Raw genomic sequence first — 13,761 nt, 5'->3', positions numbered from 1 at the left:
GGGGCTTTTTTTAAAATTAGTTTTGCTTATCAGGATAAACCGTTGTAATTAACTGATCTACCACTGCAGGCTCAGCCAAGGTTGAGGTATCACCTAAACTATCTAGCTCATTCGCTGCAATTTTTCTTAAAATACGGCGCATGATTTTACCGGAACGCGTTTTAGGTAACGCTGGTGCCCAGTGTAATGCATCTGGTGAGGCCACAGGCCCAAGCACTTTACGTACCCAATTAATTAATTCTTTACGCAGTTCTTCCGACTCTGGAACGCCCGCTTGCAAGGTCACAAAAGTACAAATACCCTGCCCTTTAATGTCATGCGGCATGCCCACCACAGCTGCTTCTGCTACTGATTCATGCGAAACAAGAGCACTTTCAATTTCAGCAGTACCTAAACGGTGGCCTGAAACGTTTAAGACATCATCAACACGGCCTGTGATCCAGTAATACCCATCTTCATCACGGCGAGCACCATCACCCGTAAAATAAGTATTTTTAAAGGTGGAGAAATACGCCTCAATAAAGCGGTCTGGATCACCCCAAATAGTACGCATCTGGCCCGGCCATGAATCTTTTATCACAAGATTACCTTCAACTGCACCTTCTAGCTCATTACCTTCACCATCCACAATGGCTGGCTGAACACCAAATAATGGGCGAGTTGCCGAACCCGGTTTTAAAGCTGTTGCTCCTGGCAATGGCGCAATCAAAATACCACCTGTTTCAGTTTGCCACCATGTATCGACTATTGGACAGCGGCCTTCCCCCACGACATTGTAGTACCAGTTCCAAGCCTCAGGGTTAATTGGTTCACCAACCGAACCAAGTAAACGCAAACTGCTACGGTTACTTTCGCGTACATACGAATCGCCTTCTCGCATCATGGCGCGAATCGCAGTTGGTGCTGTATATAAGATAGAAACTTTATGTTTATCGACAACATGACCAAGACGAGCCCATGTTGGATATTGCGGCACACCTTCAAACATTAAAGTCGTCGTACCATTTGCCAGCGGCCCATAAATCAAATAACTATGCCCTGTAATCCAGCCAATATCAGCTGTACACCAGTACACATCGTCTTGTTTTAAATCAAAAACCTCTTTAAAGGTACTGGTTACATAAACTAAATAACCGCCTGTAGTATGCAACACACCTTTCGGTTTACCTGTTGAGCCTGAGGTATAGAGAATAAATAATGGATCTTCTGCCTTCATTGGTTCTGGAGGACAGTCTGCATCCACTTCCATAATAATGAGGTGATACCACAAATCACGGCCCGGCTTCATTTCAATTGGGTTTGCATTACGGTAAACCACAATCACATTTTCAACACACTCAGTACCTGGCAATGCTAAAGCCAAATCAACGTTTTCTTTGAGTGGTAATAGTTTTCCGGCACGTAGACTTGAGTCTGCGGTAATCACCAGTTTAGCTTGGCTGTCTTCAATACGACTTGCCAAAGAATCTGGCGAGAACCCACCAAACACTACACAGTGAACAGCACCAATACGTGCACAGGCCAACATGGCAATTGCAGCCTCAGTCACCATCGGCATATAAAGCACAACGCGGTCACCCTTACCAATGCCATATTTCTTTAAAACGTTAGCAAAACGGCAGACTTCATCGTGTAACTCTTTATAAGAGACAATTTTATGACGAGAAGGATGGTCACCCTCCCAAATAATTGCAGGTTTATGTGGATGTTCTTTAAGATGCCTGTCTAAGCAATTTGCTGACACGTTCAACTCACCATCAGCAAACCATTCAATTTTGAAATTGTCTTTGTCAAAACTGGTATTTTTAACTTGGGTAAATGGCTTTATCCAATCGACAATTTTAGCTTGCTCTGTCCAGAATTCATCTGGGTTCTCGATAGAGTGTTGATAACGTTTAAAGTAGTCTGCTTCAACAGTACGAGCTGTCTTTTTAAATTCCTCTGGTACTGGATAGATCTCATTCATACGCAACTTCCTTGATCTTGTGCATCCCATCTCGAGACTGTGGCTATTATTTTACTGGATCTTATTTGTATGCCTTTTCAGTATGATGACTATTTCAAAGCCTAGACAATGCGACTTTGGTCATATATTAACCACTTACTCAAGCATACGAAATTATGAACATTTTTATAAAATTAAGTTGATTTAAAACATTTGTCTATAGCTTTTACTTTTATAATTTTTTCAATATTTGATGGTTTTGATCATCAACAAAGATTATTTTGTCTCTCATATGCAACCTAGGAGTAAAATAATATGTTTGCCCAAACGACTTCCTCACGTCCACCACAACTCCCTTTAAAAGATAGCCCTTTTTCAATTCATGGCCGTTTTAATCGTATGAGTTATTTAGGTGGGTATGGACTGATTTATTTAGTCACAATCGTGGGCTATTTTATTTTGGCCTCACTTCTTGGAAGTTTTCAACTTTCAAGTAATTTATTTAATTTTGAGTTTTATAGCTCTCTTTCTGGCCTCAGTGCTTTGGTGGTATGGGCTTTTTGGCTGTTCCTGATTTATTTAAATGTTGTTCTCGTAGTACGACGTTTGCACGATCTAAATAAAAGTGGCTGGATGGGGTTGCTGTTATTCATTCCTATTGTTCAATTCTTTTTTATGATTTATTTACTGCTTGCCTCAGGTACAGAAGGTCCAAATCAATATGGTCCAGCTCGATCATCAACGTTCATCGAAAAGTTAATGGCTTGGTTTATCTTATTCGCTATTTTAATCAGCCTTATTTCTACCGCAGGCTTTTTTTACTATTTCTCTGGTACCGATACTATAGAAACGCCGACACAAATCTTACAAAAAGGAACGGAATACTTTTAATTAAAAAACACTTTATTATTTAGATGAACTCATTATAGTAGGCGCACATTTTATCTCCTACTAAAATGAAAGCCGATCATCGCTTTCATCATTTTTTAAATAGAGACTTGTCGTGGCTGATGAACAAAACTCCTTAACGGATGTTGCAAAAAATACAGGTGAACTTTTGCAAGAAGCAGGTACTAAAACCACTCAAACGGTTCTAGCGCATACCGAAAAGTATCATGATGCCTATACCACTATTGATAAAATCGTGGATAGCTTCTGGGAACGTGTACCTTATATTTGTATCGCGATTATCGTTTTTATTATTTTTTGGCTACTGACCAAATTATTTAAATTCTTTGTTCGTAAAACTTTAGAAAACCGCTCTTACACGCGTCAAAACCTAGTTTTGGTTCTAAATCGTGTAGGAAGTACGACCATTTTATTTTTTGGTTTCTTAATTGCATTAGTCATTATGGTTCCAGGGTTTACGCCAGGACAACTCATGAGTGCACTTGGAATCGGTTCGGTTGCAATTGGTTTCGCATTTAAAGATATTTTCCAAAACTTGCTTTCAGGTATTTTGATTTTATTAAGTGAGCCTTTCCGTATTGGTGACTCCATCGTGGTCAATTCACTTGAAGGAACTGTTGAAGATATTCAGATTCGTGCAACATTCTTACGCTCACCAGATGGTCGCCGTATCGTTATTCCAAATGCAACTGTTTATACAAGTGCATTAACTGTAAATACTGCCTATCAACAACGACGCTGTGAGTTTGTAGTCGGAATTGGTTATGATGACGACGAACAAAAAGCCAAACAGATTATTTTAGATATTCTTAATAATGACCGAAATGTACTGAGTCAGCCAGCCTTCTCGGTTAACGTTACAGCTTTAGCAGATTTCTCGGTTAACCTGACTGTCCGTTGGTGGGTGGATACCACTGAAACTGACATTTCGTCATCTACGAGCACTATTCAAGCTCAAGTCAAACAAGCGTTCAATGCAAATGGCATTAATATTCCTTACCCTATTCAGGAATTAAAAATGGCTGCAAATCAGCCACCGTTAAACCCTGAACTATCAAGTAAAGAGACGACCTAAAATATAAGAAATAGACGTTTCAGTTCTTAAAATACGGTTGCCTAAGCTCACAGCTTGGCAGCCGTTTTTTGTGAGCAAATCAACTTCATACGGAATAAAGCCGCCTTCGGGTCCAACGACTACACTACAAGCATGTGGAATATTAACTGGCATGCTCTGCCCGGCATAAGGATGAGCCACATAAGCAGGGCTTTCCTCTGAGATTAAGCTTGATAGGATATCCTCAACAAAAGGTTTAAAGCGTTTATATAATTGAATTTCAGGGACAATGGTGTCACCTGCTTGCTCGAGACCTAAAGTCACATAGTTATCAAGTTGTTGCAAAAATGGAGTTTGCCAATAGCTTTTATCTACACGATAGCTATGAATCAAACTAATTCTTTCAACACCTAAAGTCACACTGTCCATAATTAAACGGCGTAAAACTTTGGGCCTTGGCAAAGCTACGATTAAATGTACTGGAAGCTTTGCAGGTACTGCTTCATCACGAATAGGCCGTATACAAACTTCTTGCTCATTCATCGAAACGATTTCAGTGGTATAACGTGCACCATTACGAATACCAACTTTTAGATTTTGGCCAACCGTAATATCAAGGTGTTCACGCAAATGCTGTAATTGGCGCTTTGAACGGATTGACCACAACTCTGATTGAACATCTTCAGATTCTAGTAAAACGATATTCATGATTTTTCGGCCAAATACCGGTTAATTACTCCAATATGTTTCTGTAATGAACCTTGGTTACGCTGCAAAACTTTATGCGCCTGCTCAACCACCTGCTTTGCTTCTTCCGGCTCGGCTAAACAAGCCATCCAGATTGCTACAACTTGCTCGGCGTCTTGGGCAATCAGTACACCATTTTCATCAATAAATTCATCAACAATGGTTTGGAAATTAAAATAACGCGGTCCAATTACGGTCGGCACATTCAGAACCATAGGTTCTAAAATATTATGTCCCCCGCCTGGTTCGTTAAGTGATCCACCAACAAAACAGACCTGACTTAAGGCATACCATAGCCAAAGCTCACCCATGCTATCAGCCAGATAAACTTGTGTACTCGTATGAATACTTTGATTCAAACTTCTACGATGAGTAATTAAATCTAGGTCTTGGCAAATTTCAAACACTTCATCGAAACGTTCAGGATGCCGAGGTACAACAATACAAACTAAATTTGGATCTGACTTTAGATAAGGTCCGAGCGCTTGCAAAATTTGTTGTTCTTCAGATGCATGTGTACTGGCAATTGTTAAGATTTTACGTTGCCCCAAATACCATAGCTGGTGTAACTTTTCAGCTTGATTTATAAATACTTCTGGTGCGTGAATATCAAATTTAATATTTCCAACCACCTGACTTTTTTGTTGATCTAAGCCAAGTTCGATATAACGTTGCCGAGTAGCATTATCTTGTGCCAGCACCCAGTCAATTTGTTTCAGCATTTCCGCTGTTAGACCTGAAACGCGGCGATAACCTTTCGCTGATTTTTCTGATAACCGCGCATTTAATAATAAACAAGGTACATGCTGTAGCTTGGCTTGATCAATTAGATTTGGCCAAAGCTCAGTTTCAACCAATGCTAAAAGCTTTGGCTGGTACAACTCAAAGAATTGCTTTAAGAGGTGCTTTTGATCAACCGGCAAATAAACTGCTTGGAATAAATCTAAATAAGGTGATTTTAAAAATAACGATTTAGCACGCGCCTGCCCAGTCTTCGTTGTATTGGTAACTAATACGGCTTGACCAAGTTTAAGATAATGTTCAATTAAGGGCTGCGCTGCATTGGTTTCTCCGACCGAAACAGCATGAAACCAAATTGCTCTCAAATTTTTCGGAGATTCAAACGGCCCAAATCTTTCCAGACATTCCTGATTATATAATTCCTGGCTTTCTGCACGTTTTTTTATCCGCCATTGGTAAAAAGGTTTTAATAAATGGAGTGCGGTGTTATACCAAAAAGGGGTCGCCAAGCGGTTTGCCTCAAATAGTCAAAATTTAAAACTGGGGAAAATATAACATAGATAGAAAAAATGGCAGAGTTTCGATACCTAAACTCTACCATTACAAGAAAAGCGATTTACTGACTTAAGAAATGAAATAGGTCAGTAAATCGAAATCTCAAAGATATTATGACGCTTCCAGCGTTGGATAGTCTGTATAACCTTCAGCACCTTTAGCGTATAAAGTCGTTGGTTGAAGTTCATTTAATGGCAAGTCTTGTTCTAAGCGCTGTAAAAGATCTGGGTTAGCAATATATGCTTTACCAAAAGATACAGCATCTGCCTGACCTTCACGCAAGATACGTTTTGCTGATTCTGGTGTTAGGTTCTCATTGGCAATCCATACACCATTAAATTTTTCGCGAAGTTTAGGACTAATGCTGTCAGCAGCTTCATATTCACGAGAGAAAATGAAAGCAACATTACGTTGGTTAAGTTGTTCAACTACATAACCAAAAGTTGCTAATGGGTTTTCATCTCCCATATCGTGTGAATCACCACGCGGTGCAATATGAACACCTACTCGGCCAGCGCCCCACACTTCAATAAATGCATCAACGACTTCTAATAATAAACGTGCACGGTTTTCAACCGGACCACCGTATTCGTCATCACGTTGGTTGGTATTACTTTGAAGGAACTGGTCAATCAAGTAACCATTCGCTGCGTGTAATTCAACACCATCAAAACCTGCTGCTTTAGCCAGTTCTGCTGAATGTTTGTATTGAGCAATAACTTCTTGAATCTCTTCAATTGAAAGTGCACGCGGTGTTACATACGGACGTTTAGGACGTAATAAACTCACTTCACCCGCAGGTTGAATTGCACTTGGTGCAACAGGAATATCACCATCTAAAAGTTCAGGATGCGAAATACGGCCTACATGCCAAAGTTGAGCTACAATTTTTGAACCTTGAGCATGGACTGCCTCAATAATTTTATTCCAAGCTTGTGCCTGCTCTTGTGACCATAACCCCGGGGTGTCTGCATAACCCACAGTTTTTGAACCAATTACTGTGGCTTCAGTCAAAATTAGACCGGCATTTGCACGTTGTTGATAGTATTCAACCATTAAATCATTAGGCACTCGGCTTTCACCACTACGCGCACGCGTTAATGGAGCCATTACCAATCGATTTTTGATTTCAAAATCACCAACCGTTAAAGGAGTATTGAGTTCAGCCATAATCGCCTCGACTTACACTTTTAATAATTTAAAGTGTTTGTTTTAAATGTTCGATATATTGCTGAATCAAAGCTTCGTTACGTGAAAAATAAGACCATTGACCATATTTTTGGACCTGAATAAGCCCCGCCTGTTGTAACACAGACAAATGATTAGACATCGTAGACTGAGCTACTTTACCCAAACGTTCAATATGACCTGCACAAACACCCTTCTCAAAACTACCACCACATTCTTCCACCGGTAAATAATGTGCAGGTTCTTTTAACCATTGCAAAATTTGCCGACGTAGAGGGTTGGAAAGGGCTTTGCTAATTGCATCAATATCCATAGGCTCAACACGTCTTTTAAACGAACAAAGCTTTGTTCAGCATTTCGAAAACATAATATCGCATTTTTTCGATATTCATATCTATTTTTTTCGATATTCATATCGCATTTTTTCGATTAACATTCGAAGGCTGAACTGCTTTGCCGTTTTAATCGCTAAAAATCCAAGAGTTCTACATATTCATAGATGAACTGTATTTAAACTAAAAGTTCAGCAGACTCTTATAAACCTTGTTTTAGACTCGCTTCGATAAAACGATCAAGGTCACCATCAAGAACAGCACCTGTATTAGAGTTTTCAACACCCGTACGTAAGTCTTTAATACGCGAATCATCTAATACATATGAACGAATTTGGCTTCCCCAACCAATATCAGACTTAGAGTCTTCTAGAGCTTGCGCTGCTTCATTACGTTTTTGCATTTCCAATTCGTACAAACGTGCACGTAACTGTTTCCATGCGTGGTCACGGTTAGCATGTTGCGAACGCTGGTTCTGACACGCTACTACAATACCTGTTGGGATGTGAGTCAAACGCACAGCCGAGTCGGTCTTGTTAATATGCTGACCACCAGCACCAGATGCACGGTAAGTATCAGTACGAACATCAGAAGGGTTAATATCAATTTCAATATTGTCATCAACCTCTGGTGAAATAAATACCGCAGAGAATGAAGTGTGACGGCGGTTGCCACTGTCAAATGGTGATTTACGGACTAAACGGTGTACACCTGACTCTGTGCGTAACCAACCGTAGGCATATTCACCTTCGACACGAATCGTTGCTGATTTAATACCAGCTACGTCACCATCAGATACTTCCATAAGTTCTGCTTTAAAGCCATGACGTTCAATCCAGCGCATATACATACGTAAAAGCATAGACGCCCAATCTTGTGCTTCTGTACCACCTGAACCTGATTGAATCTCTACATAGCAAGGATTCGGGTCCATTGGGTTACTAAACATACGACGGAATTCAAGTTTAGCCAGTTCATCTTCGGCAGCCCCAAGCTCAGACTGAACATCTTCAAGCAGGCTTTCATCGTCGGCTTCTACAGCCAAATCTAACATCGCTTTTGCATCTTCAAGCTGTGTAGACAAACCGTCCAATACATTAATAACGTTTTCTAGTTCGCCCTTTTCTTTCGCCATCGCCTGAGCACGGCTTTGATCATTCCAGATCGCAGGATCTTCTAACTCACGTAAAACTTCTTCTAAACGTTCTTTTTTCAGATCGTAGTCAAAGATACCCCCGTAGTGTTTGGCTACGATCAGTTAAGTCTTTCAATTGGTTTAGATAAGGATTAATTTCCACGCGAGTGTTCCCATAAGAGCAGATAAACAGTCAATTATTTTAGCATAGCTGCAGTTATCTACGAACCTGCTTTGTATTTCTCCTCATATTTCACACATTTAATTACCAAGCTTCCTTTAGTTCATTTTAAGATTAATTAGTAACATCCTCATACAAAATTGGGTACTTTTACAGCATTTTTTATGATCTACACAAAATATCCTCAATTTTAATAAAATAAAACATTATGTTTTTATACTTTAAAATCAATTTGTTAAATTAAATAGCTTTACATAAATAGCACACGGTTACACTACGGTTACTTGCGCAAGATTGACGACCAAGCTTTTTCGTCTAGACTAAAAGTTGTAACAAAACATTTATAAAATCGCTTTTTAGAGGGGAGAGATTCCATGAAAAAACTAGCAATTGCATCAGCTCTTTTATCTGCACTCGCAGTGAGTGGCGCAGCAAACGCTTACCAAGCTGAAGTTGGTGGTTCTTACAATTATCTTGATCCAGACAACGGTAGCAGCGTAAGTAAATTCGGTGTTGACGGGACTTATTACTTTAATCCTGTTCAAACTCGTAACGCTCCACTTGCTGAAGCAGCTTTCTTAAGCCGTGCAAGTAACGTTAACGCCCTTATCAACTATGGCGATAACAGCGGTACAAAAGATACTCAATATGGCGTAGGTGTTGAATACTATGTTCCTAACTCAGATTTCTACCTTAGCGGTGATGTAGGTCGAAATGAGCGTGAAGTCGACAACACCAATATTGACAGCAAAGTAACTACTTATGCAGCTGAAGTAGGTTATTTACCAGCTCCAGGTTTATTACTTGCTCTAGGTGTTAAAGGCTACGACGAAAAAGACGGTAAAGACGGCGCTGATCCAACAGTTCGTGCTAAATACGTAACTCAAGTAGGTCAACATGACGTAAACCTTGAAGCATTCGGTGCATTTGGTGACCTAGACGAATATAAAGTTCGTGGTGACTACTACATCGATAAAACTTTAAGTCTTGGTGTGGATTACTACAACAATGACTTAACTGATAAAGATGAATTTGGTATTAATGCTAAAAAATTCTTAAATCAACAAGTAAGTCTTGAAGGTCGTATTGGTTTCGGTGATAACGACAACACTTATGGTGTTCGTGCAGGCTACCGCTTCTAATCAAGCCTAAAGTCATAAAAAAATCCGCTCAATTGAGCGGATTTTTTTATTGGTTTAAATGTACGATACGTAATTGTAAATTCACATTGCCATTAAATGCGTTACGATCTATTTCATAGACCAAATGTACATGATCACGCATTGGGTCAAATTCAAAACGGCCCGCTGCATTAAAAGCAATTGCATCAAAGCTGTATTGGTCGAGTGCTAATTTAAGCTTCAAATGCGTTTCTTTAAGCCAGCGATAATCAATAACTTTAAAATGCCCCTCAAACTGAGGAAAAGGGAATTTTTGTCCCCATGGACCAAGCTGTTCTATCCAATCTAATGTATTTAGTTGCAAAGCCGAAGCTGGTAATTCCCCATCCGTCCATAGCGTTGCTTGAAACAAAGATTCTTCCATTGCTGCAATGCAATTGGTAAACGCTGTTTTAAAAGCTTCAAAGTTTTCTTTACGTATGGTTAAACCTGCTGCTGCTGCATGCCCACCAAAATGGCTCACCAATTCTGGATGTTGTTCAGCAACCTGTTCAATCGTATCTCGAATATGCACGCCATCAATTGAACGTGCTGATCCTTTAATATGAATGCCATCTTCATCGGGTGCAAAAACAATAGTGGGGCGATGAAATTGTTCTTTTAAACGCCCTGCCACAATCCCGATCACGCCTTGATGCCAGTTTTCTTCAAAAAGTACAAGAGCCGGAGGAACGTCTTCTTTTGAGAGCTGCAAGCCATCTAAAGCAGATAAGGCTTGTTGCTTCATTTCCCCTTCGATTTGACGACGCTCTATATTTAATTGATTTAACTGTCTCGCGATTGGATAGGCAAATTCCATTGTGTCAGCTAATAAACATTCAATGCCTATACGCATGCTCTCCATGCGTCCAGCAGCGTTAATACGCGGACCTAAAACAAAACCTAAATCTTGTGCACGCAAAGATGAAGCCTCACGGCCAGCAATATCTAGCAACGCCAATATTCCTACTCGGCATTGATGTTGTTGAATACGTTTTACGCCTGCGTCGACCAAAATACGGTTGTTATAATCTAGGACAGCAACATCCGCATATGTTCCTAAAGCAACCAAGTCTAGATATTGAGTGACTTTACTTGTGCTTTTGTTTTGCTTGTTACGTAAACTTGCTAAATTGGCCAGTACATAAAATGCAACGCCAACACCTGCAAGCGCCTTACTTGGGAACTCACAACCCAACTGATTTGGATTTACAACTGCTTCTGCAAGTGGTGTTTCTTTGGTCGTTAAATGATGATCTGTAATAACCACTTGCATGCCCAGTGCATGTGCCGCATCAACACCAGTATGGCTGGAAATCCCATTATCGACAGTAATTAATAAATCGGGTTGATAAGTTTGATGTGCAAGCTCTGCAATTGCGGGGGTAAGTCCATAACCGTATTTAAATCGGTCTGGAACCAAATAATCGACTTGTGCTCCCATATCGCGAAGCACCAATATCATTAAAGCTGTGCTGGTTGCGCCATCGGCATCGTAGTCACCGACAATAACAATTTTTTTCTGCTCATCAATGGCTTGATCTATTAAGGCCACAGCTATCTCTAATCCCTTGAGCTGTGGAGCTAATAAATTCTTAAGCTTTAACTCTAATTCCTGTTCAGATTGTACCCCACGCCTTGCCAAAATTTCGGCAATAAACGAAGGCACGCCCTGAAACTGTTCAGGGCGTGTCAATAAAGGTCTTTGTTTGATTTGTATTTTTGTCATTTAAGGCATCAGTCGGTGCAACGTCCATTGACCGTCGATTTTTTCATAACTCAAGCGGTCATGTAAACGATTTGGTCGCCCTTGCCAGAATTCATAATAATCTGGCTGCAAACGATAGCCTCCCCAGAACTCTGGCTTATCAAGCACTTCACGGCTTGTAACTTGCTGTTGTAACTCTTGAAAACGTTGCTGTAACAGCTCGCGACTTTCAATCTTACCACTTTGCGGAGTACTGATATGCGCTGCAATCTGGCTATCACGTGGTCGTTTACGATAGTAATCTGTAGATTCCTGTTCAGAAATTTTTACTACATGACCACCAACTCTCACCTGACGTTCTAGACTCGGCCAGTAAAATAATAATTCGGCATATGGGTTTTCTGCCAAATCTATACCTTTCTGACTGTCATAGTTAGTATAAAAATCATAGCCAGCTTCTGTAGCACCGCGCAACAAGACTGTTCGAACATGTGGTCTGCCATTAGCACCCACTGTTGCTAACGACATGGCATAAGGTTCATGCAAATTGGCTGCTAGAGCATGGTTAAACCAACCAAGAAACTGAAGATGAGGGTTAGATTCAACCTGTCCCTCATGCAATTCTCCTTGCTCGTAGCTTAAGCGTAATTCACTTAAATCTTTAATGACATCACTCATGTCATGCACCTTATGCGACTTGTGCTTGTGAACGAACTGAATCTGCTAAATGCTGAGCTAAAGCATTCACTTCTTGCTCATCATCACCTTCGACCATAACTCGAATCACAGGTTCTGTTCCTGACTTACGAATCAAGATTCGTCCACGTCCTTTGAGCTGTGCTTCTGCTTTATCAAACTCGGCAACCAATGCAGGAATAGAATACGGATCAAGCATTTGTTCTAAACGTACATTCACAAGAATTTGTGGGAATAATTTAAAATCTTGAACCAATTCATGAAGAGCTTTATTTTGCTCGACCATCACGGTTAAAACTTGAAGGGCTGCAATAATTGCATCACCTGTCGTACTCTTGTCTAAAGTTAGAATATGGCCAGATGGTTCCCCACCAGTAACCCAACCATTTTCTTCTAAAGCTTGTAATACATATCGGTCGCCAACCTTAGCACGAACAAAACCAACATTCGCTTTTTCAAGTGCAACTTCGAGTGCCATGTTACTCATGACAGTACCGACTACGCCTGCTGGCTTATTTTGAGCCTGAGTCGCTAAAATATATAAAATATGGTCGCCATCAATTAAGTTACCAAACTTATCAACCATTACGACACGGTCAGCATCACCATCAAAGGCAATCCCTAAATCTGCTTGGTGCTCAACGACAGCTTTTTGTAGGTTTTCAGGATGTGTTGAACCACAACCTTCATTAATATTTAAACCATCTGGCTCATTATATAAAGCAACAACTTTTGCCCCTAACTCACGAAAAACCGAAGGACCAACGCTATATGCTGCGCCATGAGCACAGTCCAATACGATCTTTAAATTATTTAAGTCAAAGTGGTAAGGGAAAGTAGATTTACAAAATTCGATATAGCGACCATTCGCATCATTTACACGGACACTTTTACCTAAGTTCGCAGTGTCTTCAATAAATAAATCTTTTTCTAATTCTTTATTAATTTCTTCCTGCAATGAATCTGGTAATTTTTTACCTTCACTTGAGAAAAATTTAATCCCGTTATCAAAATATGGGTTGTGAGATGCAGAAATCACGATACCTGCATGCGCATGTAAAGCACGAGTAAGGTGCGCAATTGCTGGGGTTGGTAATGGGCCAAGTAAATGAACATATACGCCAGCAGCGTTTAACCCCGCCTGCAAAGCAGACTCTAAAATATAACCAGATAAACGAGTGTCTTTTCCTAATACAACAAGTGGCTTATTTTTTGGACTCGTTCGTTTTAATACCTTCCCTGCAGCAAAACCGAGTTTTAAAGCAAACTCTGGAGTAATAGGCATTTGCCCAAATTTTCCACGAATACCATCCGTTCCAAAATAACTCATAGCTTATCTCATTTTTACGCCACTTCAGCCGTGGCTTACTTCATATATGGCCATTCCGCCATATTTCTTTTCGTCAGATT

The 13,761-nt window shown here is 40.2% G+C and carries 12 protein-coding genes; 3 read left to right on the top strand and 9 right to left on the bottom strand.

Annotated features, from left to right (window positions below; translation table 11 throughout):
- Window positions 1-16 precede the first annotated feature (16 nt).
- Entirely contained in the window at window positions 17-1,966 is a 1,950-nt protein-coding gene (gene acs / locus KTI79_RS12005; protein WP_086264732.1) for an acetate--CoA ligase, read from the bottom strand.
- 294 nt (window positions 1,967-2,260) lie between these two features.
- Here acs and KTI79_RS12000 point away from each other — a divergent pair, with 294 nt between their 5' ends.
- Together KTI79_RS12000 and KTI79_RS11995 are read left to right on the top strand one after the other, a co-directional pair.
- The gene (locus tag KTI79_RS12000) at window positions 2,261-2,836 is read left to right on the top strand and encodes a DUF805 domain-containing protein (protein ID WP_086264731.1); all 576 of its coding nucleotides are present in this window, start codon (window positions 2,261-2,263) and stop codon (window positions 2,834-2,836) included.
- A 112-nt stretch (window positions 2,837-2,948) separates the two neighbouring features.
- Window positions 2,949-3,929, top strand: a complete 981-nt coding sequence (locus KTI79_RS11995; RefSeq protein ID WP_086264730.1) for a mechanosensitive ion channel family protein — start codon at window positions 2,949-2,951, stop codon at window positions 3,927-3,929.
- On the opposite strand, the gene KTI79_RS11990 is transcribed toward KTI79_RS11995, so the two are convergent.
- From KTI79_RS11990 to prfB, 5 genes are all read right to left on the bottom strand, one after another.
- Window positions 3,909-4,616, bottom strand: coding sequence for a 16S rRNA (uracil(1498)-N(3))-methyltransferase (locus KTI79_RS11990; protein WP_086264729.1), 708 nt, complete (start codon window positions 4,614-4,616; stop codon window positions 3,909-3,911). The two genes, KTI79_RS11995 and KTI79_RS11990, sit on opposite strands and share 21 nt — an antisense overlap.
- Window positions 4,613-5,905, bottom strand: a complete 1,293-nt coding sequence (locus KTI79_RS11985) for a 3-deoxy-D-manno-octulosonic acid transferase (RefSeq protein ID WP_086264728.1) — start codon at window positions 5,903-5,905, stop codon at window positions 4,613-4,615. Before KTI79_RS11985 ends, KTI79_RS11990 begins: the two co-directional genes overlap by 4 nt.
- A gap of 157 nt (window positions 5,906-6,062) precedes the next feature.
- Window positions 6,063-7,121 carry an alkene reductase gene (locus KTI79_RS11980; protein WP_057068976.1) on the bottom strand — a complete coding sequence of 353 codons (1,059 nt, stop codon included), beginning with the start codon at window positions 7,119-7,121 and terminating at the stop codon, window positions 6,063-6,065.
- Between the two features lie 28 nt (window positions 7,122-7,149).
- Window positions 7,150-7,452: an ArsR/SmtB family transcription factor gene (locus KTI79_RS11975; RefSeq protein WP_002121891.1), complete on the bottom strand. Its 303-nt coding sequence runs from the start codon at window positions 7,450-7,452 to the stop codon at window positions 7,150-7,152.
- A gap of 221 nt (window positions 7,453-7,673) precedes the next feature.
- Window positions 7,674-8,769, bottom strand: a protein-coding gene (gene prfB, locus KTI79_RS11970; protein WP_099475557.1) for a peptide chain release factor 2 whose coding sequence is annotated in 2 segments (ribosomal slippage) — window positions 7,674-8,696 and window positions 8,698-8,769 — 1,095 coding nt in all. Because the reading frame shifts where the segments join, the coding sequence is not laid out codon by codon here.
- Window positions 8,770-9,161: 392 nt separating this feature from the next.
- On the opposite strand from prfB, the gene KTI79_RS11965 reads away from it, so the two are divergent.
- A complete protein-coding gene (locus tag KTI79_RS11965) occupies window positions 9,162-9,929 on the top strand; it encodes a putative porin (protein WP_060465084.1) in 768 nt (255 codons plus the stop codon).
- Window positions 9,930-9,975: 46 nt separating this feature from the next.
- Here KTI79_RS11965 and recJ read toward each other — a convergent pair whose 3' ends face one another.
- Genes recJ through glmM form a run of 3 tightly spaced genes read right to left on the bottom strand, consistent with a single transcriptional unit; the run spans window position 9,976 to window position 13,681 of the window.
- Window positions 9,976-11,676: a single-stranded-DNA-specific exonuclease RecJ gene (gene recJ / locus KTI79_RS11960; protein ID WP_086264727.1), complete on the bottom strand. Its 1,701-nt coding sequence runs from the start codon at window positions 11,674-11,676 to the stop codon at window positions 9,976-9,978.
- Window positions 11,677-12,333, bottom strand: coding sequence for a pyridoxamine 5'-phosphate oxidase (gene pdxH, locus KTI79_RS11955; RefSeq protein ID WP_086264726.1), 657 nt, complete (start codon window positions 12,331-12,333; stop codon window positions 11,677-11,679).
- A 10-nt stretch (window positions 12,334-12,343) separates the two neighbouring features.
- On the bottom strand, window positions 12,344-13,681 hold the full coding sequence (gene glmM, locus KTI79_RS11950) for a phosphoglucosamine mutase (RefSeq protein WP_086264725.1): 1,338 nt from the start codon (window positions 13,679-13,681) through the stop codon (window positions 12,344-12,346).
- Between the last annotated feature and the right edge of the window lie 80 nt (window positions 13,682-13,761).

This window comes from Acinetobacter sp. WU_MDCI_Abxd143 (assembly GCF_025514195.1).
Lineage (GTDB): Bacteria > Pseudomonadota > Gammaproteobacteria > Pseudomonadales > Moraxellaceae > Acinetobacter > Acinetobacter pittii_H.
Note: the sequence above shows the minus strand (reverse complement) of the source record. Positions and strands in the feature narration are given on the sequence as shown.

What these genes read in the sequence shown, in the direction of transcription:
- KTI79_RS11980 (WP_057068976.1), bottom strand. Translation starts at nt 7,121, where the DNA reads ATGGCTGAACTCAATACTCCTTTAACGGTTGGTGATTTTGAAATCAAA.
- pdxH (WP_086264726.1), bottom strand. Translation starts at nt 12,333, where the DNA reads ATGAGTGATGTCATTAAAGATTTAAGTGAATTACGCTTAAGCTACGAG.
- KTI79_RS12000 (WP_086264731.1), top strand. Translation starts at nt 2,261, where the DNA reads ATGTTTGCCCAAACGACTTCCTCACGTCCACCACAACTCCCTTTAAAA.
- KTI79_RS11965 (WP_060465084.1), top strand. Translation starts at nt 9,162, where the DNA reads ATGAAAAAACTAGCAATTGCATCAGCTCTTTTATCTGCACTCGCAGTG.
- acs (WP_086264732.1), bottom strand. Translation starts at nt 1,966, where the DNA reads ATGAATGAGATCTATCCAGTACCAGAGGAATTTAAAAAGACAGCTCGT.
- KTI79_RS11975 (WP_002121891.1), bottom strand. Translation starts at nt 7,452, where the DNA reads ATGGATATTGATGCAATTAGCAAAGCCCTTTCCAACCCTCTACGTCGG.
- glmM (WP_086264725.1), bottom strand. Translation starts at nt 13,681, where the DNA reads ATGAGTTATTTTGGAACGGATGGTATTCGTGGAAAATTTGGGCAAATG.
- recJ (WP_086264727.1), bottom strand. Translation starts at nt 11,676, where the DNA reads ATGACAAAAATACAAATCAAACAAAGACCTTTATTGACACGCCCTGAA.
- KTI79_RS11990 (WP_086264729.1), bottom strand. Translation starts at nt 4,616, where the DNA reads ATGAATATCGTTTTACTAGAATCTGAAGATGTTCAATCAGAGTTGTGG.